The organism is Brachybacterium sacelli, assembly GCF_017876545.1.
GTDB classification, from domain to species: domain Bacteria; phylum Actinomycetota; class Actinomycetes; order Actinomycetales; family Dermabacteraceae; genus Brachybacterium; species Brachybacterium sacelli.
On record NZ_JAGIOD010000001.1, the window covers coordinates 1,636,158 to 1,660,804 of the forward strand.

Below are 24,647 nucleotides of genomic sequence, written 5' to 3' on the forward strand. Positions count from 1 at the left end.
TGTGATGTCCACGCCATTTCGACTGAGAAAAACCCTGTGAACAATCGATTTTCCAGAAAGATAGTGGCAGGGTGGGGGCGTGTCAACCCCTCCGCCCCGTTACCGTGCAGGCATGAACTCAGGTGGCCCTCCGACGTTGCGCGACGTCGCTCACGAAGCAGGTGTGTCCTCGGCGATCGCGTCACGCGTGCTGAATGCGGACCCCCATGTCCGGGTGCGAGAGGAGACGCGGCAACGGATCCAGGACGCGGCGCAGTCCTTGGGGTACGTCCCGCACAGCCTGGCTCGCTCCTTGCGAGGTGCCCGCGCGGGCGCCATCGGACTGGTGATGCACGGCCTGGACAGCCCGATTAACGTCGATGTGCTCGCCGGGGCGCACGCCCGCTGCGCACAATCCGGGTACGTGACCCTGCTGGCCGAGGCGGAGGACCTCGCAGAGGACGACAGCCGCCTGCGTGCCTTCCTCGCCCGGGGCCGACTCGACGGCGTGATCCTGCACAGCGGGTACGGGCACGACGACCGCCTGCTGGATGCGATCTCCCGCTCCGTCCCCGCGGTCCTGGTCAATGCCGACGACGACCGAGAGGCTCCGACCGTCCGGGTCGATGACGCCGCCGCCACCACGCTGGCCGTCTCGCACCTCCTCGAGCTCGGCCACCGCGAGATCACCTTCATCGCCGGTCCCCACGGATCACAGACCTCGGACCGACGGGAGCAGGGTTACCGGTCAGCGCTCGATCGCGCCGACCTCGGCGATCGGACCGATGTGGTGCATGCCGACTGGTCCGCCGATTCGGGGATGCAAGCGGTCCAGGAGATCCTGCGGCGGCCCTCGCTCCCCACGGGACTGATCGTCGCCAACGCCGTGACGGCGGCAGGTGTGCTCAGCGCTCTCCGTGACGCGGCGGTGCAGGTCCCCGACTCGATCTCGGTGATCACGATCCACGATTCGTGGTTCCTCCCTCACCTGTCCGTGGCTCTGACGGCGGTGCGTCTGCCGCTGCAAGCCCTCGGTGCGGCAGCCGCGACCCTTCTAATCGACACGATCGATGGCCGGGATGCCGCACAGGATGCGTTCATCACCGACCCGGGACCCGAGCTGGTGCTGCGGAAATCGACCGGCTCGCCTCCGGCGCGGCGCGCATGAACTCCGCGTGCTCGAAGACCTCGCACGCGGAGCGCTCGAGCGTCGCCACCCCCACCGCCACCTGCGCTGAGCCCATCACGAGCTCGCCATCAGCCGCTCACCGGCCCCGTTCCGCAGCCCGGGCCATCAGCCCGGACGGTACGAATCGCGCAGCGGTGTAGATCGCGCGGTAGCGACGGCTCGGCACGGACACGGCCCTGCCCCGGCGGACGTCCCGCAGGGACTCCTCGACCACCCGCGGCGCCTCGAGCCACAGCCAGCCGGGGATGCCCTCCTCGCCCTTGGGCAGGCCCAGCCGGGCGTGGAAGTCCGTGTGCGTGTACCCGGGGCACACCGCAGTCACCGTGACACCGCGGGCCCGGTACCGGCCGTTGGCCCAGCGGGAGAACATCACCAGCCATGCCTTGCAGGCGGCGTAGGTCGAGCGCGGCATGACGGCCGCGGCCGAGGCGATGTTGATGATCTCGCCCGAGCCCCGGGCCAGCATGCTCGGCAGCACCGCGTGCATGAGGCGCATGGGCACTTCGTCATGCAGCCGGAGGTGGCGCACCTCGTCCTCGATGTCGTTCTTCTCGAAGGCGAGGGACAGGCCGAATCCTGCGCTGTTGACCAGTGTTCCGATGGGCCGCGCTTCGTCCGTGAGGCGGCCGGTGACCGCGTCGATCCCCTCGGCGGTGGAGAGGTCCGCGCCCAGCACCTCGACGTCCTCGGCGCCCTCCTGCGTCAGCTCGGAGACGAGTTCCGTGAGCCGAGCGGTGTCGCGGGCGACCAGCACGAGGTGGTCACCGCGGCGGGCGAGCTGGCGGGCGTACTCGGTGCCGAGGCCGGAGCTGGCGCCGGTGATCAGGGACGTCGATGTCATGGCGTCGAGCGTAGTCACCGCTGCGGAGTCGTTGCGCCCGTGCCTCGTGTGCTCGGAGAACTCGGGCGCGCCCACGACCCGGCGCCGCAGGTGGCCGGCGTAACCACGCGGTGCCCGTGATCCACCGATCGGGGGATCGATTAGCGCTCAGTTCGACCCTAAGATCGTGGTCACCGTCTCGACCGAGGAGCCCGACATGAACGCCGAGCACCAGGATGGACCGGACGCACCGCGCCGCGATGCGGGCTTTGGCGACCGGTGGAGGATGACCCTCAGTGCCCTGGTGGCGGTGGTGCTCGGACTGATCCTGGGGGTGTTCGCGCTCGACAGCGTCCCCGCGATCACCGTGACGATCCTGCTGCTCGCCGTGGCGACCGTCTTCGGTGTCCGATCAGACCGTCGACGGCGCACCCGAGAATGACCCACGCCCCGTCCCTCGGAAGCGGGCTGGACGAAGCCGCCCGGCCTGACGACGTCGGCCGGCGTGTCGCAGTGGCTGATGTGCTCCTCGTGAGCAGGCGCCGCTGCATGATGCGTCGCGAGACAACCGGCCCGAGAAACTCGTCGTGCGGTTAGGATCGCCCACAACGCTCGGACGGACACGTTCCGTGACCCGATGCCTGTGAGCCGAGCCGAAAGGATTCAGACACACCCGATCCGAGGGAGTCCGCTCGTGTGGGAGTACGTCTCCAGCCGCTTCGACCAGATCGCCTTCAGCTCCTGGCAGCACTTCAGCCTGGTGGTGCAGTGCCTGATCCTGGCGAGCGTGATCGGCCTCGGCATCGGCGCCCTGGTCTACCGCCGCAAGCGCTGGAGCGCCGCCGCAAACGCCGTCTCCGCGATCGGGCTGACCATCCCCGGATTCGCCCTGATCGGCCTGCTCATCGCCCCCATGGGATTCGGCGTCCTCCCGGCGGTCGTGGTCGTGACCTTCTACGCGGCACTGCCGATCCTGCGTAACGCGGTGGTGGGGCTCGCCGGGGTGGATCCCGCCCTCGTCGAATCCGCCCGCGGCGCCGGGATGAGCAAAATGCGCACGTTCTTCCAGGTGGAGCTGCCGTTGGCCTGGCCCGTGGTGCTCAGCGGGATCCGGGTCTCGGCGCAGATGGTGATGGGCATCGCCACCGTGGCCGCCTACGTGCTGGGCCCCGGACTGGGTGGGTACATCTTCTCCGGACTCTCCCGCCAGGGCGGAGCCAACGCTCTCAACTCGGTCCTGGTCGGGCTGATCGGCGTGATCATCCTCGCGCTCATCCTCGATCTCATCCTGCTCGGCATCGGCCGACTGACCACGTCGAAAGGTATCCGTGCCTGACACCGCCTCCGCCACAGACGCTCCGGACGCATCGGCCGTCACCGGTCGTTCGATCACGCTCGACGGCGTCACCAAACGCTTCCGCGGCCAGCAGGCGCCGGCCGTGGACAGCATCACCCTGGAGATCCCGGCCGGGCAGGTGGTGATGCTCGTGGGCCCCTCAGGGTGCGGCAAGACCACCACGCTGAAGATGATCAACCGCCTGGTCGAACCGACCGCAGGGCGCATCCTGCTCGGCGGCGAGGACGTCACCGACATCGACGGGGACCGGCTCCGGCGGCGGATCGGCTACGTGATTCAGGCCGGCGGGCTCTTCCCGCACATGAGCGTGGCCGCCAACGTGGCCCTGGTGCCCAAGATGCTGCACTGGGATGCGGAGCGGATCGAGCAGCGCGTGAACGAGCTGCTGGAACTGGTCTCGCTCGACCCCGACATCTACCGCGACCGCTACCCCCGGGAGCTCTCCGGCGGCCAGCAGCAGCGGATCGGGGTGGCGCGCGCACTCGCCGCGGACCCACCGGTGCTGCTGATGGACGAGCCCTTCGGCGCGGTGGACCCGATCACCCGGCAGAGGCTGCAGGACGAACTGATCGGGATCCAGCACGAGCTCAACAAGACCATCGTCATCGTGACCCATGACTTCGACGAGGCCGTCAAGCTGGGCGACCGGATCGCCATCCTCGATGAAGGCGCCCGCGTGGTGCAGTACGACACCCCCGAGCGGATCCTGAGCGACCCCGCGGACGAGTTCGTGGAGGACTTCATCGGTTCCGGCGCCGGCCTGAAGCAGCTCTCGCTGCGCCGTGTCCGGGACGTCGAACTGATCGAGGCGATCACCGTCACCCCCGACGTCCCGAGCGTGGACGCCCTGGCTCGTGCACGGGAGGCCGGCCACGACCACGTGGTCGTCCTGGACCGGAACCGGCGACCGGTGGCCTGGCCGTCGCTGCGAGAGCTGGAACGGCTCCCGCAGCTGCCCAGCAGGCCCCGTGCGGATCTCCCGCTGGTCGGCACGGGAGCGCCGCTGAACGACGCCCTGGACACCATGCTGGTCACCAGCGTGGGCGGCGCCCTGGCCACCAGCGATCGGGGACAGTTCGCCGGCGTGATCGACGTGGAGACCGTGATGAGAGCCATCACCGAGGTCCGCGAGCAGTCCGTCCCGGACCCCGACGCGCCCATCGGCACCAACACCAGTGACATGCCCGCGGTGACGAAGGTCGACGATGACGATGACTGAGACCCCCCTCGAGGACCGCACGAGTCACGCGCAGCCCCCGGCATCGAAGAAGACCGCCGGCGCGCTGGGCGCGGGATGGCGCGCGCTCCTGATCCAGCTGGTGGTCATCCTGGCCGCCGTGGGCGCAGTGCTGACCTACGTCGGCATCGCGCCGCTCAGCGATACCGAGCGCAGCACGTTGAACGCGGGTTCGCTGCGGCAGTACACCCTCGAGCATCTGGAGTTGACCTTCCTGGCCGCACTGCTCGTGCTGGTGATCGCCATCCCTCTGGGCGTCCTGCTCACCCGCCCGGCGTTCCGCAGGGCCAGCGGCCCCGTGATCGCCGTGGCCAACGCCGGACAGGCCGCCCCGTCCATCGGCCTGGTGGTCCTGCTCGCCGCCCTGATTCCCTCCGGCTTCTGGGCCGCGATCCTCGCCCTGGTCGTCTACTCGACCCTCCCCGTGCTGCGCAACACCATGGTGGGACTGCGCGGAGTGGACCAGCGACTGGTCGAGGCCGGCCGGGGAATGGGGATGAGCTCCGCCGCGGTGCTCTTCCGGATCGAGCTCCCGCTGGCCGTGCCGGTGATGTTGGCCGGTGTGCGCACCGCTCTCGTGCTGCTCGTCGGCACCGCGGCCCTGGCCACGTTCATCAACGGCGGCGGACTCGGGGTGCTGATCACCACCGGCGTCAACCTGGACCTCAACCCGGTGCTCATCGTGGGCGCGCTCCTGATCGCCCTGCTGGCCCTGCTGATCGACTGGCTGGGCCGGGTCGCCGAGCACGTCGCACGTCCGAGGGGGCTGTGATCATGACTTTTCGACCGGACCGACGGCTCGCGATGAAGGCGCTCCTGGGCGCCGGCCTGCTCACCGTGGCCGGCTGCGGTCTGCAGCCGGCCGCCTCGCTCGTCCCCCAGGTGGGGCCGGGTGCGATCCGACGGGTCGAGGACCTGCCCGATGACGCCACGATCACCGTGACGTCGAAGAACTTCACCGAGCAGATCATCCAGGGGAAGATCGCGCTGCTGGCCCTCACCGCCGCCGGATTCGACGTCGTGGATCTCACCAACGTGCCGGGCAGCCAGCCGGCGCGCGGCCTGATGGAGACGGGCAAAGCCGATATGACCTGGGAGTACACGGGCACGGCCTGGCTGACCTATCTGGGCCACGAGAAGGGGATCCCCGATCGCACCGAACAGTGGGAGGCCGTCAAGGAGGCGGACTCCGCCAACGGCCTGACCTGGCTCGAGCCGGGACCGCTGAACAACACGTACGCGATGGCGGTGCGCGACGAGGCCGTGGACGAGCTCGGCGGAGTGAAGACCTTGAGCGACATCGCCGAGCTGCCGGTCGAGGACCGCACGATCTGCGTGGAGGCGGAGTTCAACTCCCGCCAGGACGGGCTGGACCCGATGCTGGAGGCTTACGGCATCCCGCGCGGACAGCCCGACGGCGTCCCCGAGGAGAACATCTCGCTGTTCGACACCGGCGCGGTCTACACGGCCGCCGATCGCGGCACCCCCTGCAACTTCGGTGAGGTGTTCACGACCGACGGCCGCATCGACAGCCTGGGCCTCACGGTGCTGGAGGACGACCAGCGCTTCTTCCCCTCCTACAACGTCGCCCCGGTGCTGAAGACCAGCACTCTCGAGGAGTACCCCAGCCTGGCCGACGTGTTCAACGAGGTCACACCGAAGCTGACCGACGAGAAGATGCGCGAGCTCAACCTGCGGGTCGATGACAACGGCGAGGAGCCGATCGACGTCGCCTACGACTTCATGCTCGACGAAGGCCTCGTCACCGAGCCCTGAGCGCTGCAGGAAGCGGGCGCCCGCACGCGTGGGCCTGACCGCGACGTGGCCGGCGCTGATCTCGCGCCCTGCGCGGCGGCGTCCACCGCGCCGCGGGGGGTGGAGATCGATGGACCGGCCCCAGACGCCGATGCGGTCATCGAACTCGTCAGAATTCTTGATGCGGTCCCATAGGCCGTAGCAGACGCCCTGCGGCTCATCGCGGGTCCGCTCGCGGCCGTGGACCACCTCGAGCCCGCCGCTCCCTCCGATCCACCGGAGGGCGCGCCCCTTCATGCCGTGGCGGATCACCCTCTGCCGCGAGATCACTCTGCCCGTCCGGTTGCCCTGATTACATGTTGCATGTAATCTCTGCGCTCAAGGAGGGCGATGATGGCTCAACTCACACTGGACACAAGCTCCATCACCAGAGGCGACGGCCTCGTGGACCAGGCCTACACGGTGATCCGCGACGCGATCCTCAGCCGGCGCCTGGCACCAGGCAGCAGGCTGTCCGTCCCCGAGATCGCCCGGCAGCTCGACATCAGTCGCAGTCCTGTCCGGGAGGCCATAGCCCGCATCGAGTACGAGGGCCTCGCGGAGAGCGTGTCCCACCGGGGCGCTGTCGTCGTGGAGATCGGCCTCGACGAGCTGGTCGGCATCTATGACCTGCGTGAGGTGCTCGAAGGCCTCGCCGCGCGACTCGCGACCCGAGCCGCGGATCCCACGCTGATCGATGACCTCGAGCAGAACTGGCAGGGCCACCACGACGCCGTCGACAGCGGCGATGTGGAACGGCACATGGAGCTCGACGCGGCATTCCACCGTCGGATCCGCGAAGCCGGTGGCAACCTCCGCCTCTCGGATCACCTGCGGCAGCTGCAGGGGCAGATCCGGGTGGCGATGTCGACCACCGTCGCCCGCCGGGGCGGCATGCATGCAGCTCTTGCCGAGCATCGCGCCCTCATCGACGCCATCCGCGGCGGAGACCCCGCCAACGCGGAGACCGTCGCCCGCGATCACATCACCCGTCTGCGCGAGAGCCTCCACGACGCGGCTCTCGCGGACCAGCACATCGACGAAAGGCACGAGACATGACCACCACCGCAGTCATCGGACTGGGAACCATGGGCGGCCGCATCGCCCACTCGATCGCCACCGGCGGCCACGAGGTCCGCGGCTTCGACCCCTTCGAGGGCGCCCGTGAGGCAGCCTCCGCCTCGGGCATCACCGTCTTCGAGACCGCCGAAGAAGCCCTGCAGGGGGCAGAACTGGCCATCATCTCCGTCCCGCGCCCCGAGCACGTCCTTGCCTCGGCACGCGGAGCCCTGTCCACGGCCGAGGGGGCCGTCGTCGCGGACATGTCGACCATCGATCCCGGCAGCGCCCAGGAGGCCTCACGGATCCTCGCCGAGCACCACGTCACCTATGTCGATGCCCCGGTGCTGGGCAGGCCCGACAAGATCGGCAACTGGACGCTCCCGACCGGCGGACCCGAGGAAGCGGCCGAGCTGGTGCGCTCCGTGCTGGAGGGCACGGTCGCCAAGCAGGTGGTCCGCGTGGGTGACGTCGGGGCCGGACACGCCGTGAAGGTCCTCAACAACCTCATGTTCGGCGCGATCAACGCGATCACGGCGGAGGTCCTCACCACCTGCGAAGCCGCCGGCGTCGACCCCGAGGTCTTCGTCTCCACTATCGCCGACTCCGGCGCCGCGACCGTCTCCAACCTGTTCCGTGAGATCGCCCCGAAGATGATCGCGAGCGACTTCGAGCCGGCCTTCGCCCTCCAGCTGCTGGCGAAGGACAACAAGCTGGCGATCGACCTCGCCCGCTCCGTCGGTGCACCCACCCACCTCGCCGAGAGCATCGACCGCGTCAACACCGCGGCCATGGAACGGGGGCTGGCAGATCGCGATACCGGCGCGGTCCAGGAGCTCTACCGCTCCCAGTCCGGAGCCGCTCGATGAGCGACCTGCCTATCGAGCGCATCGTCGCGCGCGTCCTCGAGGCCCCTCTCGAGGACCACGTGCCGATGTCCTTCTCCCAGCTGAGCGCCCGGCGCACCTTCCTGGTCGAGGTCCACGCGGGCGGCGAGGTCGGGATCGGCGAGAGCTGGATCAACTACCCCGACTGGGCTGCCACCGAACGCCTCGCCACTCTGCTCGAGGGAGTCGCCCCGCTCGCCCTGGGGTGCGACGCCCTCGACCCCGGGGCCCTGCTGGATTCACTCGTCGCCGCTCTCGGCGGCGTGGGTCGGCAGTGGGGCGCGCACGGTCCGATCTGGCAGGCGATCAGCGGCATCGACATCGCCCTGTGGGACCTGCACGGTCGTCTGGCCGGCACCTCCACCGCACAGACGCTCGGCCTCGTCCGCGACAGCGCCCCCGCCTACGCCAGCGGCGTCGGCCCCACCAAGGTCCACGAGCTCACCGAGCGTGCGCTCGAGCTGGGCCTGACGGCGGTCAAGACCAAGGTCGGATTCGGCCAGGAAACCGACCGCGCCACCATCGCGGCCGTCCGTGAGACGGCTCCCGACATCCGCATCTTCGCCGACGCCAACCAGGCGTGGACCCTCGAGGAAGCCATCGCGAACACGACGTGGCTCCAGCAGGAAGGGGTCGAGCTGCTCGAGGAGCCCGTCTCGGGCGACGACCCCCGGGACCTCGCCACCTTGCACGAGGTCACCGGGATCCCGCTGGCAGGCGGCGAGAACGTGTACGGACTGGAGAATCTGGTCCGTCTCGTCACGACCGAGGGCCTCGTCCACGCCCAGCCCGACGTCGCCAAGTCGGGTGGCCTGACCGTTCCGCTGCGCCTGGCCGAGCAGCTCGACGGCACCGGGTGCGTGCTCAGCCCCCACTGGTATTCCGGCGCCATCGGCCTGCGCGCCTCCATCACGCTCGCCACCACGGTCACCCACGCCGGGTGGATCGAGCTCGACGTGCGCGCCAACCCCCTGCGTGACGACCTCGTCACCGACGGGTTCCCCCTCCGCGAGGGCCATGTCCTCGCTCCCGGAGCTCACGGCCTCGTCGGCGACCTCGATGCCGACGCCGTGAGCCGATTCCAAGTCCACTCCGACGAACGGAGCCTTTCATGAGCACCCTGTCCATCCCCGCAGCCCGCATCGGTGGCGACATCCTCGCCGGCGCCGCGCACGACGTGATCGACCCCGCCACCGGCGCCGCCTTCGCGAGTGTCGGCTGGGCCGGCGCCGCCGACGTCGAACGCGCCGTGAGCGTGGCCGCCGGCGCCTTCGCCGCCTGGTCCACCACGCCGGCCCGGGAGCGCGCCGCCGCCCTGCGCGCCATCGCCGCCGACCTGCGCGCCGAGGCCGCAGAGATCGCGCCGGCGATCGCCGCCGAGTCGGGCAAGCTCCTTCCGGAGGCCACCGCCGAGGTCGAGTTCTCCGCGAAGTACTTCGACTGGTTCGCCGAAGCTCCCGCGATCGCCGAGGAGGAGGCCGGGCGTGTCACCCCAATGCGACGCTTCCGCGTACGCCGCCACCCGGTGGGTGTCGTCGCCGCGATCGGCACCTGGAACTTCCCGCTGTCGATCCCGGCCCGCAAGATCGCCGCGTCGATCGCCGCCGGCTGCCCCACCGTCCTCAAGCCGAGCGAACGCACCCCGGTCTCCTCCGATGCGCTGGTGCGAATCTGCGAGCGCCACCTCCCGGTCGGCGTCATCGGCCAGGTCATCGGCGACGGCATCGAGATCTCGAATGCGCTGATCGACGATCCGCGCATCGCCGCGGTCACCTTCACCGGTTCGACTGCGATCGGCACGATCATCGCCGAGCGAGCGGGCCGCAGCCTGACCCGTGCCTGCCTCGAGCTCGGTGGACGAGCGCCCTTCATCGTGCGTGAGGACGCCGACGTGGCCGACGCCGTCGAGCACCTGCTGATCGCCAAGCTGCGCAACAACGGCGAGTCCTGCATCGCGGCGAACACCGTTTTCGTGCCCAGGTCGCTGGCCGAGGAGTTTCGGGCGGTCCTCGCGGCGCGCATCGAGGCCACCCGCCCGGGCGCCCAGAGCGATGACGACGTCGACTTCGGCCCGCTCATCGACGCCGGCGCGGTCGAGCGCCTGAACTCCCTCGTCCAGAAGGCCGAGCAGGCGGGCAAGCGTGTGGTGCGCGGCCAGGACGGACCCGATGGCGGCGCCTTCATGGCCGCAGCAGTCGTCGAGGACGCTCGTGGTACCGAGCTGTACGACCAGGAGATCTTCGGTCCGGTGCTCGCCCTGGTCACCTACGACGAGGAGGACGCCGTCGTCGAGGAGGTCAATGCGTGGGGCGTGGGCCTGGCCGGCTACGTGTGCGGCCGGGACCTCGCCGCGGCTCAGGATCTCGCCGAGCGCCTGCGGATCGGGATCGTCGGCATCAACAACGGTGCCCCGAACACCCCGGAAGTCCCTTTCGGCGGCTTCGGCGGCTCCGGAATCGGTCGCGAGGGCGGCATGGAGGGGTACGACGAGTTCACCGAGCTGCAGTCGCTCTCGATCGCCCGCTGAGCGGTCCCGCCCCAGGAAAGGGAATTGTCATGGACAAGGTAGTCCTGCGCACCAAGCGCGATGTGATCGCGTTCGTCAACGACCATCCCACCGGCAGCTCCCGCGGCAAGATCATCGCCCTGATCGCCCTCGGCTCCATCTTCATCGACGCCTACGACTTCACGTCCCTCGCGATCGGTCTGGACTCGATGAAGGCCGAGCTGAACCCCACCCCGTTCCAGGTGGGGACCACCACCTCGGCGATGGCGGTCGGAGCCCTGCTGGGCGCGATCTTCGGCGGGTACCTCGTGGACAAGCTCGGTCGCTACAAGCTGCTGATCCTCGACCTGATGCTCTTCGTCGTCGCGGCGATCGGTGCGGCCCTGTCTCCCTCCATCGAGGTGCTGATCGTCTGGCGCTTCCTGCTGGGACTGGGCGTGGGCCTGGACATGCCCGCCGCCTTGAGCCTGGTCGCGGAGTTCACCCGCAACAAGGACAAGGGCAAGTTCGTCAACCTCTGGCAGCCCATGTGGTACGCCGCGACGATCACCTCGGCGGCCCTGGTGCTCCCGCTGGTGTTCCTCGGGATGGAGGAGCACATGTGGCGCTGGGCCGTCGGCTTCGGCGCCGTCCCGGCGCTGATCATCCTCGCCCTGCGCTTCCTGTTCGCCGATGAGAGCCCCATGTGGGCGGCGCACAACCTGGGCATGGGGGAGGCGGTCAAGATCCTCCGCAAGAACTTCCCCTCCACGGAGTTCGTGATCGAGGAAGGCGAGGCGGAGGCTGAAGCGGACACCAGGATCGCCCGCATCTTCGAGCGCGGATATCGCATCCGTTCGCTCGTCGTCGCGGTGGTCAGCGGCTTCCAGGCGGTCCAGTACTTCGCAGTCGGGTTCTACCTGCCGGTGATCGTGGGACTGATCTTCGGCCAGGACGTCGTCTCCATCGTGATCGGCACGATCCTGCTGAACGTGTTCGGTCTGCTGGGCGGGGGCATCCAGCCGTTCCTCACGCATCGCTTCGGCGGGCGGGTGCTCACCCTGATCGGCAGCGCGATATGCGTGATCGCGCTGGTCGCCGTCGGCCTGGTCGAGGTGGAGTCCACGCCGTACCTCGCCGCTCTGCTCGTGGGCGCGTTCATCTTCGGCCACTCCTTCGGGCCGGGCTCGCAGGGCAAGACGATGGCGACGCTGTCGTACCCCACCGACCTGCGCGGCACCGGCACCGGCTGGGCCGAGGCGTGCAGCCGCGTGGGGTCCATCGTCGGGTTCTACGTGTTCCCGCTGGTGGTGGCCGCAGTAGGCCTGTCCCAGACGATGATCCTCCTCGCCGCTGTTCCGCTGATCATCTTCGTGACCGTGCTGGTCGCCCGCTGGGACCCGAAGGACGTCGACATCGAAGCGGGATCCGTCGGGCAGGCCGCCGGGGCGCAGAAACCGGCGCTGGCCCCGCGGTAGTGCCGAGCTCAGCCGTTCGCCGATTCACCGGCCGGCACCGCCAGGACGCCCGTCGTGCTCTCGCGGATGATGATCGTCTGTTCCACCACGACGTCAGTGGGCGGGGCGTCGGGATCCTCGACCCGACGGACGAGTGTCGCCACCGCCTCTCGGGCCACGCGGGGGATGTCCACGGCGACCGTCGTCAGGCTGGGATTGGCGTACTCGCCCTCGAGAGTTCCGTCCCAGCCGAGCACGGCGACGTCCCCGGGAACCGACAAGCCGCTGCGTCGAAGCGCATACATCGCACCGACAGCTATGAGGTCGGTGGCGCAGACCAGGGAGTCGAACTCGATGCCTGCACGGAGGAGCTCGTGAACAGTATCGACCGCGGCGGCCCGGCCGTACGGCGAGACCCGTACGAGTCGGTCGGGGCCGCTGGGCAGGCCGGCGTCCTTCAGGGCGGAGCGGAAACCCAGTGAGCGCACCCAGCCGGGCCCGAACTGCTTGTCCTCGTGCGCGCCCAGGAACAGCGGGGACGTGCACCCGAGGGACAGGATGTGCTCCGTGGCGTCCCGCCCGGACTGCGCGTTGTCGATCATCACGTGGTCCAGGTGCGAGCCCTCGACCCTCTCGCCGAGCAGGACGAGAGGCATCGGCCCGTGTGAGTCCAGGACACCGGCCCCGTCCAGGCTGTCCGGTCTGAGGATGATGCCGTCGGCGAACTGTGTGGTGAAGCCGCGGGCGGCATGACGCTCACGCTCCGGGCTGCTGGTCGTCTCGGCGATCAGGACGGTGTACTCGAGCTCCTCGGCGGCGGTGATGATCTCGTGCGCCAGGCTCGCGAAGTACGGGGTGGTGAGCTTGGGCAGGGCGACGGCCAGGATCTTCGTCCGGCCGGCACGAAGCTGCCGACCGGCGAGGCTCGTCCGGTAACCGAGCTCGCTGATCGCCTGCTCGACCTTCTCCCTGGTCGCGGGGCGCACGTTGGTCCGTCCGTTCACCACGTTGGAGACCGTCATCGAGGACACCCCGGCCCGCTCGGCGACGTCCTTGACGCTCGGCTGGCGCCCCCGCTCCCCGCCGGAGCGCCTGCGACTCTTCTCGCTCATATCGTCCTCTGCCGTCCGTCCGCGAACAGGTGCCTCCACCCCGAACGTCCCCACGACTCGTGCGGAGGAGGTGTTGACGCGGAGGTCCCGCCATCCTACTGTGCATTGTCACGATAAATTTTATCGTTAGAACGCATGTCTCGTGCGCGCGTGCCCGCCAGAGATGTCGGCTCACCCGGAGGTCTGTCATGTCCATCGCTACACGGCGTCTTCCGCGTCGCCCACTGATCGCAGGGGCAGCACTCACCGGTGCAACCCTCGCCCTCGGAGGCTGCGGGGTGGGCTCTCGAGGAGGTGGTTCCGGTGCCGGAGCAGGCGAGGTCCGTGCCACCTGGTGGGGAGGGGACTCCGAGAACAGTGCCCTCAATGCAGCGCTGGACGCGCTGGCGCAGGAGACCGGCACGAAGGTGGCCCGCGAGACGCAAGCGTGGGACGGGTACTGGGACCGCCTGGCAACCCAGACTGCGGGCGGCAACGCTCCCGATCTCATCATGCAGGCGGGCAGCCAGATACCCGACTACGCCGAGCGCGGCACCCTCCTGGACCTGAACACCCAGGAGACCCTCGATGTCGAGGCGATCGACGAAGGGCTCGAGCAGTTCGGACTGGTCGGCGATCAGCTCTACGGCGTCGTCGCCGCGTCGAACGCCATGGGTCTGGTCGCCCGCGACGACCTGGTCGGTCAGGCCGGGCTGTCGCTGCCCGGTGACGACTACGACTGGGAGGAACTCGCGCAGATCGCCGTCTCGGCCCACGACGCCCTCGGAGACGAGATCTGGGGTCTGCAGGACGGCGGCGGCGACCTGATCCTGTTCGTCATGAAGGTCCGTGACGACGGCCGGCAGTTCTATGCCGACGACGGCACCCTCAACGCGACGCCGGAGGACCTCACGGCATGGCTCCAGTACTGGCAGGACCTCAGAGACGCCGGCGGGGCACCGCCGGCCGACGTGACCGCAGAAGGTCAGGGCGAACTGCCGAACACCGCGTTGGCGCAGGGGAGGGCCGCCATGGGGTTCGGATGGACCCAGGACTATGTCGCCTACGCCCGCCTGTCCGACAGCAGCCTCTCGCTCCACCTCCCCCCGCACGTGCCGGCGACCCCCAGCCTCTGGATGAATGCCGCGAGCCTCTGGTCAGTCTCCTCCACCAGCTCGGTTCCCGACGCGGCCGTGGAGCTCATCAACCAGCTGACCAACAGCACCGAGGCGATCGAGGCACTCGGGATCTCCTTGGGCATCCCGCCCTCGGAGGCCGCGCGCGAGCAGCTGACGGGGTCGCTCTCCGCCGAGGAGCAGATCGCGATGGACTACATGAGCACCGTCGCCGAGGTGTCGACCCCGCTGAACAGGCTCTGGCCGGCAGGATTCGACGAGCTGCGCACGCTGCTGGGCGACCTCAACGAGGCCGTCGCCTTCGGGGATCTCTCGATCCCGGACGCCGTGGATCAGTTCTTCACCACCGCCACCGATTTCACATGAACGCCACCACGCACGAGGCAGGGGCACGTGGCCCGGGAGCGGCCGGGAGCCACCCTCCGGGCAGAGCGTCTGCCGAGCGCACGCGAGGTGCAGGGAGGCGCAGGTGGTCTCCGCGCCGACGGTCGGCCACCTTCGCGGGATACCTGTTCCTGCTGCCGTGGTTCCTCGGCCTCTTCGGTCTGGTGCTCGGGCCGATGCTCGCCTCGGCCTATCTGTCGTTCACCGAGTACGACCTGTTCACCGACGCACAGTGGGTCGGTCTCTCCAACTACACGGAGATCATCGGGTCCGATCCCGAGTTCCGGCAATCCGTGGGCGTGACGTTCACGTACGTCCTCGCCTCCGTACCCCTGCGACTCCTGTTCGCCCTGGCGCTGGCCGTGGTCCTCAACCGGACCCTGCGAGGCATGGCCTTCTACCGCTCCGTCATGTATCTGCCCTCCCTGCTCGGAGGGAGCGTGGGGGTCGCCGTGCTGTGGCGCCAGCTGTTCGGCCGCGACGGAGCCGTCAACGAGTTCCTGGGCCTGTTCGGGATCGACGGGCCGAACTGGATAGCGGACCCCGACTACTCGCTCATGACGATCATCGTGCTCGCCGTATGGCAGTTCGGGTCGCCGATGATCATCTTCCTCGCCGGGCTGCGGAACATCCCGCCCGAGATGGGTGAAGCCGCTCTGGTCGACGGGGCGGGACCGCTGCGCAGGTTCCTCTCCATCACGATCCCGCTGCTGACCCCGATCATCTTCTTCAACGTGGTCATGCAGACCATCGTGGCGTTCCAGGCCTTCACGCCCTCGTTCATCATCAGCAATGGGACGGGCGGCCCGGTCGGTTCCACCCTCTTCTACACGTTGTATCTGTATCAGAAGGCGTTCACCGAGTTCGAGATGGGCTACGCGTCGGCTCTGGCCTGGATCCTCGTGGCCATCATCGCAGCCGTCACCGCGGTCGCCTTCCTCAGCTCGAGGCGGTGGGTCTTCTATGCGGACGAAGGGCGGTGACGGTCACATGCAGGTGACATCACGCGGGGGCTTGCACTCAGTTCGGCCCCGAGAAAAGGAACGTGGCGGGGTGAACCTGAAGCGGGTGGCATTGCATGCGTTCCTGGTGCTCGTCTGCCTCGGCATGCTGTACCCGCTCCTGTGGATGCTGCGCAGCTCCTTCATGCCGGAGGAGCAGATCTTCTCCCCGGGCACGTTGCTGCCGACGGAGATCGTCGCCGAGAACTACCCGGAGGGATGGCGTGCCAACCCTCCGGGCTTCGGTCGCTTCCTGGTGAACTCCGCAGTGGTCTCCATGGGCGCGGTGATCGGGAACCTCGCGGCCTGCACGCTGGCGGCGTACGCCTTCGCACGCATCGAGTTCCCGCTGAAGCGAGTGTGGTTCGCCGCGATGCTGGCGACGGTGATGATCCCCGTGCACGCGACGCTCATCCCGCAGTACACGATCTTCACGGCGATCGGTTGGGTCGACACCTACCTGCCGCTCGTCATACCCAAGTTCCTCGCGACGGATGCTTTCTTCATCTTCTTGCTCGTGCAGTTCATGCGCAGCATCCCCCGCGAGTTGGACGAAGCCGCGGAGATCGACGGGTGCGGCCATTTCCAGAGATTCTCCCGCGTGCTGCTCCCGCTCATGACGCCGGCTCTGGCCACCACCGCGGTCTTCACGTTCATCTGGTCCTATGAAGACTTCATGGGGCCCCTCATCTATCTGGCCGACATCAACCGCTACACGGTGCCGCTGGGACTGAGGATGTTCATGAACGGCATGGGTGAATCGTCCTACGGTCAGCTCTTCGCCATGACCGCGCTGTCGTTGGCGCCGGTGTTCGTGGTGTTCATGATCTTCCAGCGCCGCCTCATCGAGGGTATTGCGACGACGGGCCTGAAGGGGTGAGGGCCGATCCGGGCCGTCCTCAGCCGGGCGCATCGACGTGCTCGCAAAGAATTGATCGACCAGACCGAGTAAATTGAGGAAGAGGTAGCGATGAAACACGCTGCAGCGGAGTACGAGATCGTTGTCTGCGGGGGAGGGCTGGCGGGATTCGCGGCGGCCGTCTCGGCTGCCCGCATGGGCCGGACGGTCTGTCTCGTGCAGGATCGTCCGGTGCTGGGAGGGAACAGCTCCTCGGAGATCCGGGTGTCCCCGCGGGGCGCGAGCACATATCACGCGTACGCACGGGAGGGCGGCGTGCTGGCGGAGCTCATGGCCGGCGAGCGCCTGCGGAACCATGAGCCGATCTTCGAGAACGGCTGGACGAACAGCATCTGGGACCTGTCGCTGTACGACATCGCGCAGCGAACCGAGAATCTCGACCTGCTGCTGAACACGGCGGTCACGGCGGTGTCCGTGGAGGACGGGCGCCTCACGGCGGTCGAGTGCTGGACGGCCACTGCGGAGACGGTGACCGAGGTGACCGGCACGATCTTCCTGGACTGCACCGGGGACGGCGTGGTCGCGGCGCTGGCAGGGTGCGAGTACCGGTACGGAGAGGAAGCGCGCTCGGAGTTCGGCGAACCGCATGCACCCCGTGCCGCTTCGAAGGACACGATGGGCAATTCGCTCCACTTCAAGACCAAGGACGTCGGCCGTCCCACCGAGTTCCAGCTGCCGGAATGGGCGGTCGAGTACGACGACCCCGACTTCTTCTACCAGCAGGGCCGTTTTCCCCAGGGCGTTCGCGGTGGTTACTGGTGGATCGAGCTCGGGAAGCCCTGGGACACCATCGACGATGCCGAGACGATCCGGCACGAGCTGACCCGTCGCACCCTGGGTGTGTGGGACTGGATCAAGAACAAGGATCCCCGCACCCGCGAGCAGACCGAGAACCTCGCCCTGGATTGGCTCGGCCAGGTGCCGGGCAAGCGGGAGAGCCGCCGCATCGTCGGCCTGCATCTCCTCACCGAGCACGATCTGCTCCGCGAGGACGCCTTCGAGGACGAGGTCGCCTACGGCGGATGGAACATCGACCTCCATACCCCCGGCGGCCTGCTCGCGGAGACCAGCGAGCCGACGGCGGCAGCGGGCTACGACCTCCGCTCCGAAGCCTCGGTGACGGCCTATGTGGGGCCCTTCGGCATCCCGCTGCGCTCCCTGATCGCGAAGGACGTGACCAACCTGCTCATGGCCGGCCGCAACGTCTCGGCCACACACGTCGGCCTGGGATCGGTCCGGGTGCAGGCGACGACGGCCATCATGGGGCAGGCCGCGGGGACGGCGGCTGCGGTCGCGCTGACCAGGGACCTCCCCGTCCACGACCTCCCCACCCGCGCCGCGGGAGCCGTCCAGCAGCAGTTGCTCAAGGACGGCTGCTTCCTGCCCCATGCGGTGAACGCGGACCCTGCCGACCATGCCCGGCGAGCCCGCGTCTCAGCCTCCTCGCAGGCCCTGTATCTCGGCGCGTCCCCCGGTGACCGCTGGGTCGACGGCGGATTGCGAGAGGGAGGGCGGCGGGTGGGAGACCAGCTGACTGCTCTGCGCGGTCAGTGGATTCCGCTCGAGACGGGTCCCGAGGCGCCCGGGCTGCGCAGTGTCAGTGTTCTCCTGCAGAACGACGGGAACTCCGCAGTGAAGATCCCCGCACGGCTCCAGCAGGTCGACCACATCTGGGACTACCGCGTGGACACGGGACCGGTGCTAGCCGAGACGGAACTGACGGTGGAGTCCGGAGAGCACTGGATCGACTGGACGGTCGACGTCGGCCCGCAGACCCTGCGCCGCGAGGAGGCGGGCGGCCAGTACGTGCGCATCGATCTCGGTGCCTCACCGGAGGTGCAGTGGCTGCGCGCGGGGCGCATCCTTCCCGGTGCCGTCTCCGCCTTCGAGATGGCCACCGGGCGTATGCGTCGCTTCGGTGCCGGCGTGACCATGAGCCACCGGGTCGAGCCCGCCCAGCACGCATACCCTCCCCGCAGCGTCGTCTCCGGCGCCGCCCGCCCCCACGAGGCGACGAACCTCTGGCGCTCTGACCCAGGACATCCCTTTGAGCAATGGATCCAGCTGGACTGGGACGAGGCGCAGGAGATTCGTGTCCTCCAGATCGCCTTCGCGGGACACCTCCTGCGGGAGTTCGACCAGACCCCGGAGCTGTGGGCCGATCCGCAGACCGTTCGTGACTACACGATCAGGGCGAAGACCGACGGGGGATGGGTCGATGTGCTGACCGTGCAGGGGAACGGTTTGCCGCGGCGGGTCCACGAGCTGCCGGAAGCGGTCAGGACGGCCTCCCTGCGAGTCGTGGTGCACGCGACCCACGGCGACCCCTCGGCCGCCGTGTACGAGATCCGCTGCTACAGCTCCGAAGGGTAGGAGGTCCCGCGCCCGCGACCTACTGCGCGGTCACGAGGCCGTCAGGTCGGCCGCGTCGGCGCGAGGAGCTTCTGCGCGAGCCCCAGCAGCCCGGCGCGTCGCAGGGGCCCGGCAGGATCGAGGGCCCCGTTCTCGAACCGGGCCTCCCGGGGCGACATCGCATAGAGGTGGCGGAATCGGCGCGAGAAATGGAAACGATCCGGGTATCCGCACAGCGCTCCCACGTCGCTGACGGTGGCGCTGCTGCGTTGGAGCGCCGTCGCTGCCTGCCAGAGCCTCACGAGCTCCAGGCATCGCGCGGGCCCGGTTCCGAGAGAAGCCTTGAACACGCGGTGGAGGTGCGCCGCCGAGACATGCGCATCGTCGGCCAGCTCGCCCACGTGGATCAGCCGCAGCCCTTCCCGCGTCCAGATCTCCCGCACTCGCTCCAGCGCTTCGCCCACGGAGGTGGGGAGTCCGGCCATCGGGTCGTTCGGCAGCGGCCCGGTGACATAGAGGTCCACCAGCCAGTGGAGCACCTGAGAGCTGCGCTGCCGGGCGGATGCCCCGTCATCGCCCGCCAGGGCGAGCAGATAGTCGCACAGGGACTCCAGAACAGGGAAGTCGGAGAAGCTGCGCATCGGCGGCCACGTCATCGGGTCGGGCAGATGGCCCAGTGCGTCCACCGTGAAGTGCAGATAGGCATGTCGACTCGGCACTCGGGGGTCCCAGGCGTAGTGGTCCCGGTCCCCGGGCCGGGTGATCGCGAGGTCGCCGGGAAGCAGGGTGCAGCCATACGCATCTGCACGGGCCGGCCCCGGCTCGAGCGTGAGCCGAGCCGACCCCGTGACGAGCCAGACCAGCTCGAAGTCCGGGAGCCGGCGAGGGCCGTAGCTGGCCCCGGCCGGGTAGTCCGCGAGCTGCGCGGGCCGGGACTCGGTCAGCGTGAGATCGGCGAGAGTCATGATCAGTCATTAAACCGCAAGAACGTGACATGGACCACATGTGCGGTCCTTCGGTGTACTGATGTGCCATGACCACACAGTTTGTCGCCGGAACGCATTCCGATCCCCAGCACCCCGATCTCGCCGACGACTACGCGCGCGACGGATTCGTCATCCTCGAGGACGCCATCGATCCCGATCTCGTCGAAGCTCTCAAGCGCGACGCCGCCCGCATCTGCCGGGGCGATCTGGGAGAGATCGACGCGCCGCCGGCCGGGGCGGAGGCGATAACCGATACGGAGGAGCTGATGCGGCAGTTCCTGTGCATCCACTACCCGCACAAGATCTCGGAGGCCGCGCTCGAAGCACTCCGCGGCCCGCGGATGCTCGACGTCCTCACGCGGGTGATCGGCCCCAACGTCAAGGCGATGCAGTCGATGCTGTTCATCAAGTCCGAAGGCAAGCCCGGCCAGGCCTGGCACCAGGACGAGTACTTCATCCCCACCCGTGACCGATCGCTGACGGCGACCTGGATCGCTCTGGACGACGCCACGATCGAGAACGGGTGCCTCTGGGTGCTGCCCGGATCCCATCGCCGGGGCGTGCTGTATCCGGATCGTGAACAGTTCGACCCCGCCTTCGACTGCTCGATCGAGGCCTACGACTTCCCCTGGGAGGAATCCGATGCCGTGCCGGTCGAGATCCCGGCCGGAACCGCGATCATCTTCAACGGGTACCTGTTGCACCGCTCCCTGCAGAACTCCGGCCGCCACGGGTACCGGCGCGCCCTGACGAACCACTACATGAGCGCCGAGTCGCTGCTGCCGTGGCAGGGCATGCCCGAGGGCAGCCACATCGGCAAGCACGACTTCCGGGACATCGTGATGGTGGCCGGTGAGGACCCGTACGAGTACAAGGGGATCAGCGACGTCGCCCGGCCGCACTCGCGACCCGACAAGGACGGCGGGTGCGATCGGTGAGCACGGCGGTGAGGCCCACCGCCCGGGCCCCCGGGGCCCGGGCCGAGACGCCGACGCCGCGTCGCCGCTCGCTGGCGCAACGTCTCTACCGGTACCGATGGAGCTACGTCTTCATCGCTCCCGGGGTGCTCTTCTTCCTGATCTTCGCCTACATCCCGCTGGCCGGGAACGTCGTGGCGTTCCAGGACTTCTCGCCGTTCCGGGGCATCCAGGGCTCGCCGTTCGTCGGCCTGGCGAACTTCGCAGAGATCTTCCAGGACCCCGAGGTCCTCCGCACGATCCAGAACACCGTGGTCATCAGCGCGCTGCAGATCCTCTTCGCGTTCCCCGCCCCGATCGCCCTCGCACTGCTTCTGAACAGCCTGATCTCGGTGCGGATCCAGCGACTGGTGCAGGGGGTGGTCTACCTGCCCCACTTCATCAGCTGGGTGGTGGTGATCGCCATCTGGCAGCAGGTGCTGGGCGGAGCGGGCGTCGTGAACGACCTTCTCGCGATCGTCGGCAGCGGGCCGATCTCGGTGATGACGAGCCCGGAGACGTTCAAAGCCCTGGTCACGGCGCAGGTGGTCTGGAAGGAGGTGGGGTGGGGCACGATCATCTTCTTCGCGGCCATCTCCACCATCCCCACCGAGCGCTACGAATCGGCAGCCGTGGATGGTGCCGGATCGATGCGCCGGATGTGGCACATCACGATGCCGGGCCTGATGCCGGTGATCGTGCTGCTGCTGATCCTGCGCCTGGGCACCGTGCTCACCGTGGGATTCGAGCAGATCCTGCTGCAGCAGAACATCGTGGGCCGGGACGCGGCCCAGGTGCTCGACACGTTCGTGTACTTCCGCGGCGTGCTCGGCGGGGACTGGGGCCTCGCCGCGGCCGCGGGTCTGGTCAAGGGCGTGGTCGGATGCGTCCTGGTGATCGTCGCGAACTGGTTCTCCAAGAAGCTCGGCAGTCAGGGGTTGTTCTGATGGTCGCCCAGCATGACGTCACCTCCCTTCCCGTCCGGGGCCCGCGCCGGGGCCGGACCGATCGTCCACCGTGGATGCATCCCGCACCGCTTCCGGTGCAGGTGCTCAAAGCCCTGGTGATCACGGCGATCGTGGCCGTCATGGCCGTCCCGTTCGCCTACATCGTGGTGACCAGCTTCGCCGCGCCGGGATCGAGCGGGCAGATCGTCCCGGAGTCCTTCAGCCTCGACGCCTACCGGTCCCTGCTCAGCGGTGGGGTGGTCACCCGATCCCTCATCGTCTCCACGGGCGTCACCGTGGTGGGGACCTTCCTGTCGCTCTTCTTCACCGTGCTGCTCGCCTTCGGGCTGATGACCACCCGGGAGATGCCCGGTGGCCGCGTCCTCTTCTTCGGCATCCTCGCCACCATGCTGTTCACGGCCGGGATCATCCCGAACTACCTCCTGGTACAGCAGCTGGGGCTGTTGGACTCCTACTGGTCGCTGATCCTGCCCACGCTGATCTCGGCCTTCAACCTGGTCGTCGTGCGCAACTTCTTCATGGAGCTGCCGCAGGACCTGCTCGATGCCGCACGCATCGACGGGGCGAGCGAATGGCGGGTGCTGTGGTCGATCGTGGTGCCGAACTCCCGTGCGGTGATCGCCGTGGTCGGGCTGTTCTACGCGGTGGGCTACTGGAACAACTTCTTCAATGCGCTGCTGTACATCAATGACTCCTCCAAGTGGCCCGTCCAGCTGGTGCTCAACTCCTACGTCCTGCAGGGCTCACCGCTCAGCCAGATCGAGAACCCCGAACTCACCCCGCCGCTCCAGTCGATCCAGATGGCCGTCGTGGTCCTGGCCATGCTGCCGATCCTCGCGGTTTACCCGTTCGTGCAGCGCTACTTCACCAAGGGCGTGCTCACGGGCGCGATCAAGGGCTGAGCACCGCACGCATCCTCACCACCAGAAGGAGATTCCCATGACGACGTCGTCACGATTTCCCACCATCTCGCGCCGCTCCGCCGTCGGCCTCGGCGTCACGGCCCTCGGCGCGACCGCGCTGGCGAGCTGCGGCACGAGCAACTCCTCGAGCTTCGGGGAGAACGCCGGTCTGACCATCCCCTCCCATCAGGCTCCACCGGACGTCGAGGGCGCGATCATCAGCGACATCCCCGGGGTCCCCATGGGACTCACCTCGATGCCGGACCCCTTGCCGAAGTCCACCGAGGGCACGCCGGGGAAAGGCGGGCCGTTCACCACCTTCCAGATCAACTGGGGCACGCCCCCGAGTCCGTACGGGGAGAACGAGTACTGGCAGGAGTTCAACACGCGACTCAATGTCGACTACAAGCCGACGCTGAACTCCGCCGACGCCTACGAGACCAGCCTCGCCACCATGCTGGCCAGCGGAAACGTTCCCGACATGGTGTTCTTGCAGACGCACTCCGCCAATGCTCAGCAGGCGATCCAGGACGGCGCCTTCGCCGAGCTGTCGGAGGTGCTCGGCGGTGACAAGATCCTCGAGTATCCGAACCTGGCGCACGTGCCCGAGCACCAGTGGCGCAACTCCGCGATCAGCAACGGCATCTACGGCATCCCCAGCGATCTGGGGTACGTCAACAGCCTGCATGTCTACCGCCAGGACTGGGCCGAGCAGATCGGCTTCGACGCCCCGCCCCAGGACGCCGAGGAGTTCTACGAACTCATGACGGAGATGGCCCGGCTCGGCACCGACCAGTACGGGGTCGGTGGTCTGAGCGACGGCCTGGGCGCCTTCGTCAACGCCATGTTCCGGGTGCCGAACACCTGGCGCGAGGCCGACGGCGAGCTGACCAGCTATCTCGAGACCGACGAGTTCGAGCAGGCACTGCTCTTCCAACGTCGGCTGTGGGAGGGAGGAGCCTTCCACCCCGACGCCCTCAGCCTGTCCGAGAAGGGCGCCGAGGACCGTGCCCTGTTCGAGGAGGGGCACACCGGATGGCAGGTGGCATCGACCGACAACTGGTACCTCTCCGGCGCCCTGGACCGTCTGCGGGGCCGCAACGAGGGAGCCCGGCCCCGGATGTTGCTCCCCTTCGGGCACGACGGCGGCGAGTACGCCTTCCCGGCCACCCCCGGTTTCTTCGCGATCATCGCGATCTCCGCCGAAGCGGCCGGGGACGAGGAACGCCTGCACGAGCTGCTGTCCATCATGAACTACCTGCGGGCGCCGATCCCCAGCGAGGAAGGGTTCTTCCTGCGGTACGGCCTCGAGGACGTCCACTTCCGGTACGGCGAGAACGGCGTCCCCGAATCGGTCCCCGATTCGCCGGCACCGGCGGACCGTGACGCGATGTTCTACACCGGGCTGGTGCCGGTCGTGCTCTACTATCCCGACCCCCAGCACGTCGAGGACAGCATCGACTACACCGAGAACAGCATCGTCGATCCCACCGTCGGACTCTTCGCGCCCTCGTCGGCGGAGGTGGCGGGGCTGCTCGACGACCTGCAGACCGACTACGTCAACGGGCTGGTCTCGGGCCGACGGCCGATGAGCGATCTCGAGACGTTCCGCACCGACTGGCGCAAGCAGGGCGGCGACTCGCTCCGCGACGAGCTGCAAGAAGCTCTCGCCCAGAGGGCGTGAAAGG

22 protein-coding genes are annotated in these 24,647 nt (G+C 68.4%); 19 read left to right on the forward strand and 3 right to left on the reverse strand.

From position 1 onward, the window contains the following. The first annotated feature begins 112 nt into the window (after positions 1-112). The gene (locus tag JOF43_RS07225) at positions 113-1,147 is read left to right on the forward strand and encodes a LacI family DNA-binding transcriptional regulator (protein ID WP_209900688.1); all 1,035 of its coding nucleotides are present in this window, start codon (positions 113-115) and stop codon (positions 1,145-1,147) included. A gap of 97 nt (positions 1,148-1,244) precedes the next feature. Here the strand turns inward: JOF43_RS07225 and JOF43_RS07230 are convergent, their stop codons facing one another. Beyond that, positions 1,245-2,009: an SDR family NAD(P)-dependent oxidoreductase gene (locus JOF43_RS07230; protein WP_209900691.1), complete on the reverse strand. Its 765-nt coding sequence runs from the start codon at positions 2,007-2,009 to the stop codon at positions 1,245-1,247. Positions 2,010-2,175: 166 nt separating this feature from the next. Here JOF43_RS07230 and JOF43_RS07235 point away from each other — a divergent pair, with 166 nt between their 5' ends. From JOF43_RS07235 to JOF43_RS07280, 10 genes are all read left to right on the forward strand, one after another. Further along, a complete protein-coding gene (locus tag JOF43_RS07235) occupies positions 2,176-2,430 on the forward strand; it encodes a hypothetical protein (protein WP_209900692.1) in 255 nt (84 codons plus the stop codon). 252 nt (positions 2,431-2,682) lie between these two features. Next, positions 2,683-3,324, forward strand: a complete 642-nt coding sequence (locus JOF43_RS07240; RefSeq protein WP_209900693.1) for an ABC transporter permease — start codon at positions 2,683-2,685, stop codon at positions 3,322-3,324. Next, a complete protein-coding gene (locus JOF43_RS07245; protein ID WP_209900695.1) occupies positions 3,317-4,564 on the forward strand; it encodes a betaine/proline/choline family ABC transporter ATP-binding protein in 1,248 nt (415 codons plus the stop codon). Before JOF43_RS07240 ends, JOF43_RS07245 begins: the two co-directional genes overlap by 8 nt. Continuing rightward, on the forward strand, positions 4,557-5,354 hold the full coding sequence (locus tag JOF43_RS07250; RefSeq protein ID WP_209900697.1) for an ABC transporter permease: 798 nt from the start codon (positions 4,557-4,559) through the stop codon (positions 5,352-5,354). The genes JOF43_RS07245 and JOF43_RS07250 overlap by 8 nt, the downstream gene beginning before the upstream one ends. A 2-nt stretch (positions 5,355-5,356) precedes the next feature. Beyond that, on the forward strand, positions 5,357-6,358 hold the full coding sequence (locus tag JOF43_RS07255; RefSeq protein WP_209900698.1) for a glycine betaine ABC transporter substrate-binding protein: 1,002 nt from the start codon (positions 5,357-5,359) through the stop codon (positions 6,356-6,358). A gap of 372 nt (positions 6,359-6,730) precedes the next feature. Next, positions 6,731-7,435, forward strand: a complete 705-nt coding sequence (locus JOF43_RS07260) for a GntR family transcriptional regulator (RefSeq protein ID WP_209900701.1) — start codon at positions 6,731-6,733, stop codon at positions 7,433-7,435. Next, on the forward strand, positions 7,432-8,304 hold the full coding sequence (locus JOF43_RS07265) for an NAD(P)-dependent oxidoreductase (protein ID WP_209900703.1): 873 nt from the start codon (positions 7,432-7,434) through the stop codon (positions 8,302-8,304). The genes JOF43_RS07260 and JOF43_RS07265 overlap by 4 nt, the downstream gene beginning before the upstream one ends. Continuing rightward, positions 8,301-9,437: a mandelate racemase/muconate lactonizing enzyme family protein gene (locus tag JOF43_RS07270; protein ID WP_209900705.1), complete on the forward strand. Its 1,137-nt coding sequence runs from the start codon at positions 8,301-8,303 to the stop codon at positions 9,435-9,437. Before JOF43_RS07265 ends, JOF43_RS07270 begins: the two co-directional genes overlap by 4 nt. Further along, complete coding sequence (locus tag JOF43_RS07275) at positions 9,434-10,849, forward strand: aldehyde dehydrogenase family protein (protein WP_209900708.1); 1,416 nt, start codon at positions 9,434-9,436, stop codon at positions 10,847-10,849. Before JOF43_RS07270 ends, JOF43_RS07275 begins: the two co-directional genes overlap by 4 nt. A gap of 29 nt (positions 10,850-10,878) precedes the next feature. After that, a complete protein-coding gene (locus tag JOF43_RS07280) occupies positions 10,879-12,285 on the forward strand; it encodes an MFS transporter (RefSeq protein WP_209900710.1) in 1,407 nt (468 codons plus the stop codon). An 8-nt stretch (positions 12,286-12,293) separates the two neighbouring features. Here the strand turns inward: JOF43_RS07280 and JOF43_RS07285 are convergent, their stop codons facing one another. After that, positions 12,294-13,376 carry a LacI family DNA-binding transcriptional regulator gene (locus JOF43_RS07285; protein WP_209900712.1) on the reverse strand — a complete coding sequence of 361 codons (1,083 nt, stop codon included), beginning with the start codon at positions 13,374-13,376 and terminating at the stop codon, positions 12,294-12,296. Positions 13,377-13,654: 278 nt separating this feature from the next. Between JOF43_RS07285 and JOF43_RS07290 the strand changes: the two genes are divergently transcribed. From JOF43_RS07290 to JOF43_RS07305, 4 genes are all read left to right on the forward strand, one after another. After that, entirely contained in the window at positions 13,655-14,857 is a 1,203-nt protein-coding gene (locus JOF43_RS07290) for an ABC transporter substrate-binding protein (RefSeq protein ID WP_209900713.1), read from the forward strand. Beyond that, positions 14,854-15,858, forward strand: coding sequence for a carbohydrate ABC transporter permease (locus JOF43_RS07295; RefSeq protein WP_209900715.1), 1,005 nt, complete (start codon positions 14,854-14,856; stop codon positions 15,856-15,858). The genes JOF43_RS07290 and JOF43_RS07295 overlap by 4 nt, the downstream gene beginning before the upstream one ends. 70 nt (positions 15,859-15,928) lie before the next feature. Further along, positions 15,929-16,756 (forward strand): carbohydrate ABC transporter permease, encoded by an 828-nt coding sequence (locus JOF43_RS07300; protein WP_342592105.1) that lies wholly within the window; start codon positions 15,929-15,931, stop codon positions 16,754-16,756. 90 nt (positions 16,757-16,846) lie between these two features. After that, complete coding sequence (locus JOF43_RS07305; protein ID WP_209900720.1) at positions 16,847-19,168, forward strand: FAD-dependent oxidoreductase; 2,322 nt, start codon at positions 16,847-16,849, stop codon at positions 19,166-19,168. A 41-nt stretch (positions 19,169-19,209) separates the two neighbouring features. On the opposite strand, the gene JOF43_RS07310 is transcribed toward JOF43_RS07305, so the two are convergent. Then, positions 19,210-20,112, reverse strand: a complete 903-nt coding sequence (locus JOF43_RS07310; protein ID WP_209900722.1) for a helix-turn-helix transcriptional regulator — start codon at positions 20,110-20,112, stop codon at positions 19,210-19,212. Positions 20,113-20,180: 68 nt separating this feature from the next. Here JOF43_RS07310 and JOF43_RS07315 point away from each other — a divergent pair, with 68 nt between their 5' ends. The 4 genes from JOF43_RS07315 (at position 20,181) to JOF43_RS07330 (ending at position 24,643) form a co-directional block, all read left to right on the forward strand. After that, complete coding sequence (locus tag JOF43_RS07315; RefSeq protein ID WP_209900723.1) at positions 20,181-21,071, forward strand: phytanoyl-CoA dioxygenase family protein; 891 nt, start codon at positions 20,181-20,183, stop codon at positions 21,069-21,071. Continuing rightward, entirely contained in the window at positions 21,059-22,036 is a 978-nt protein-coding gene (locus JOF43_RS23140) for an ABC transporter permease (RefSeq protein ID WP_209900725.1), read from the forward strand. Before JOF43_RS07315 ends, JOF43_RS23140 begins: the two co-directional genes overlap by 13 nt. 74 nt (positions 22,037-22,110) lie before the next feature. Continuing rightward, positions 22,111-22,959, forward strand: a complete 849-nt coding sequence (locus JOF43_RS07325; protein WP_245354046.1) for a carbohydrate ABC transporter permease — start codon at positions 22,111-22,113, stop codon at positions 22,957-22,959. Between the two features lie 37 nt (positions 22,960-22,996). Next, positions 22,997-24,643: an extracellular solute-binding protein gene (locus JOF43_RS07330; protein ID WP_209900729.1), complete on the forward strand. Its 1,647-nt coding sequence runs from the start codon at positions 22,997-22,999 to the stop codon at positions 24,641-24,643. Positions 24,644-24,647: the final 4 nt, after the last annotated feature.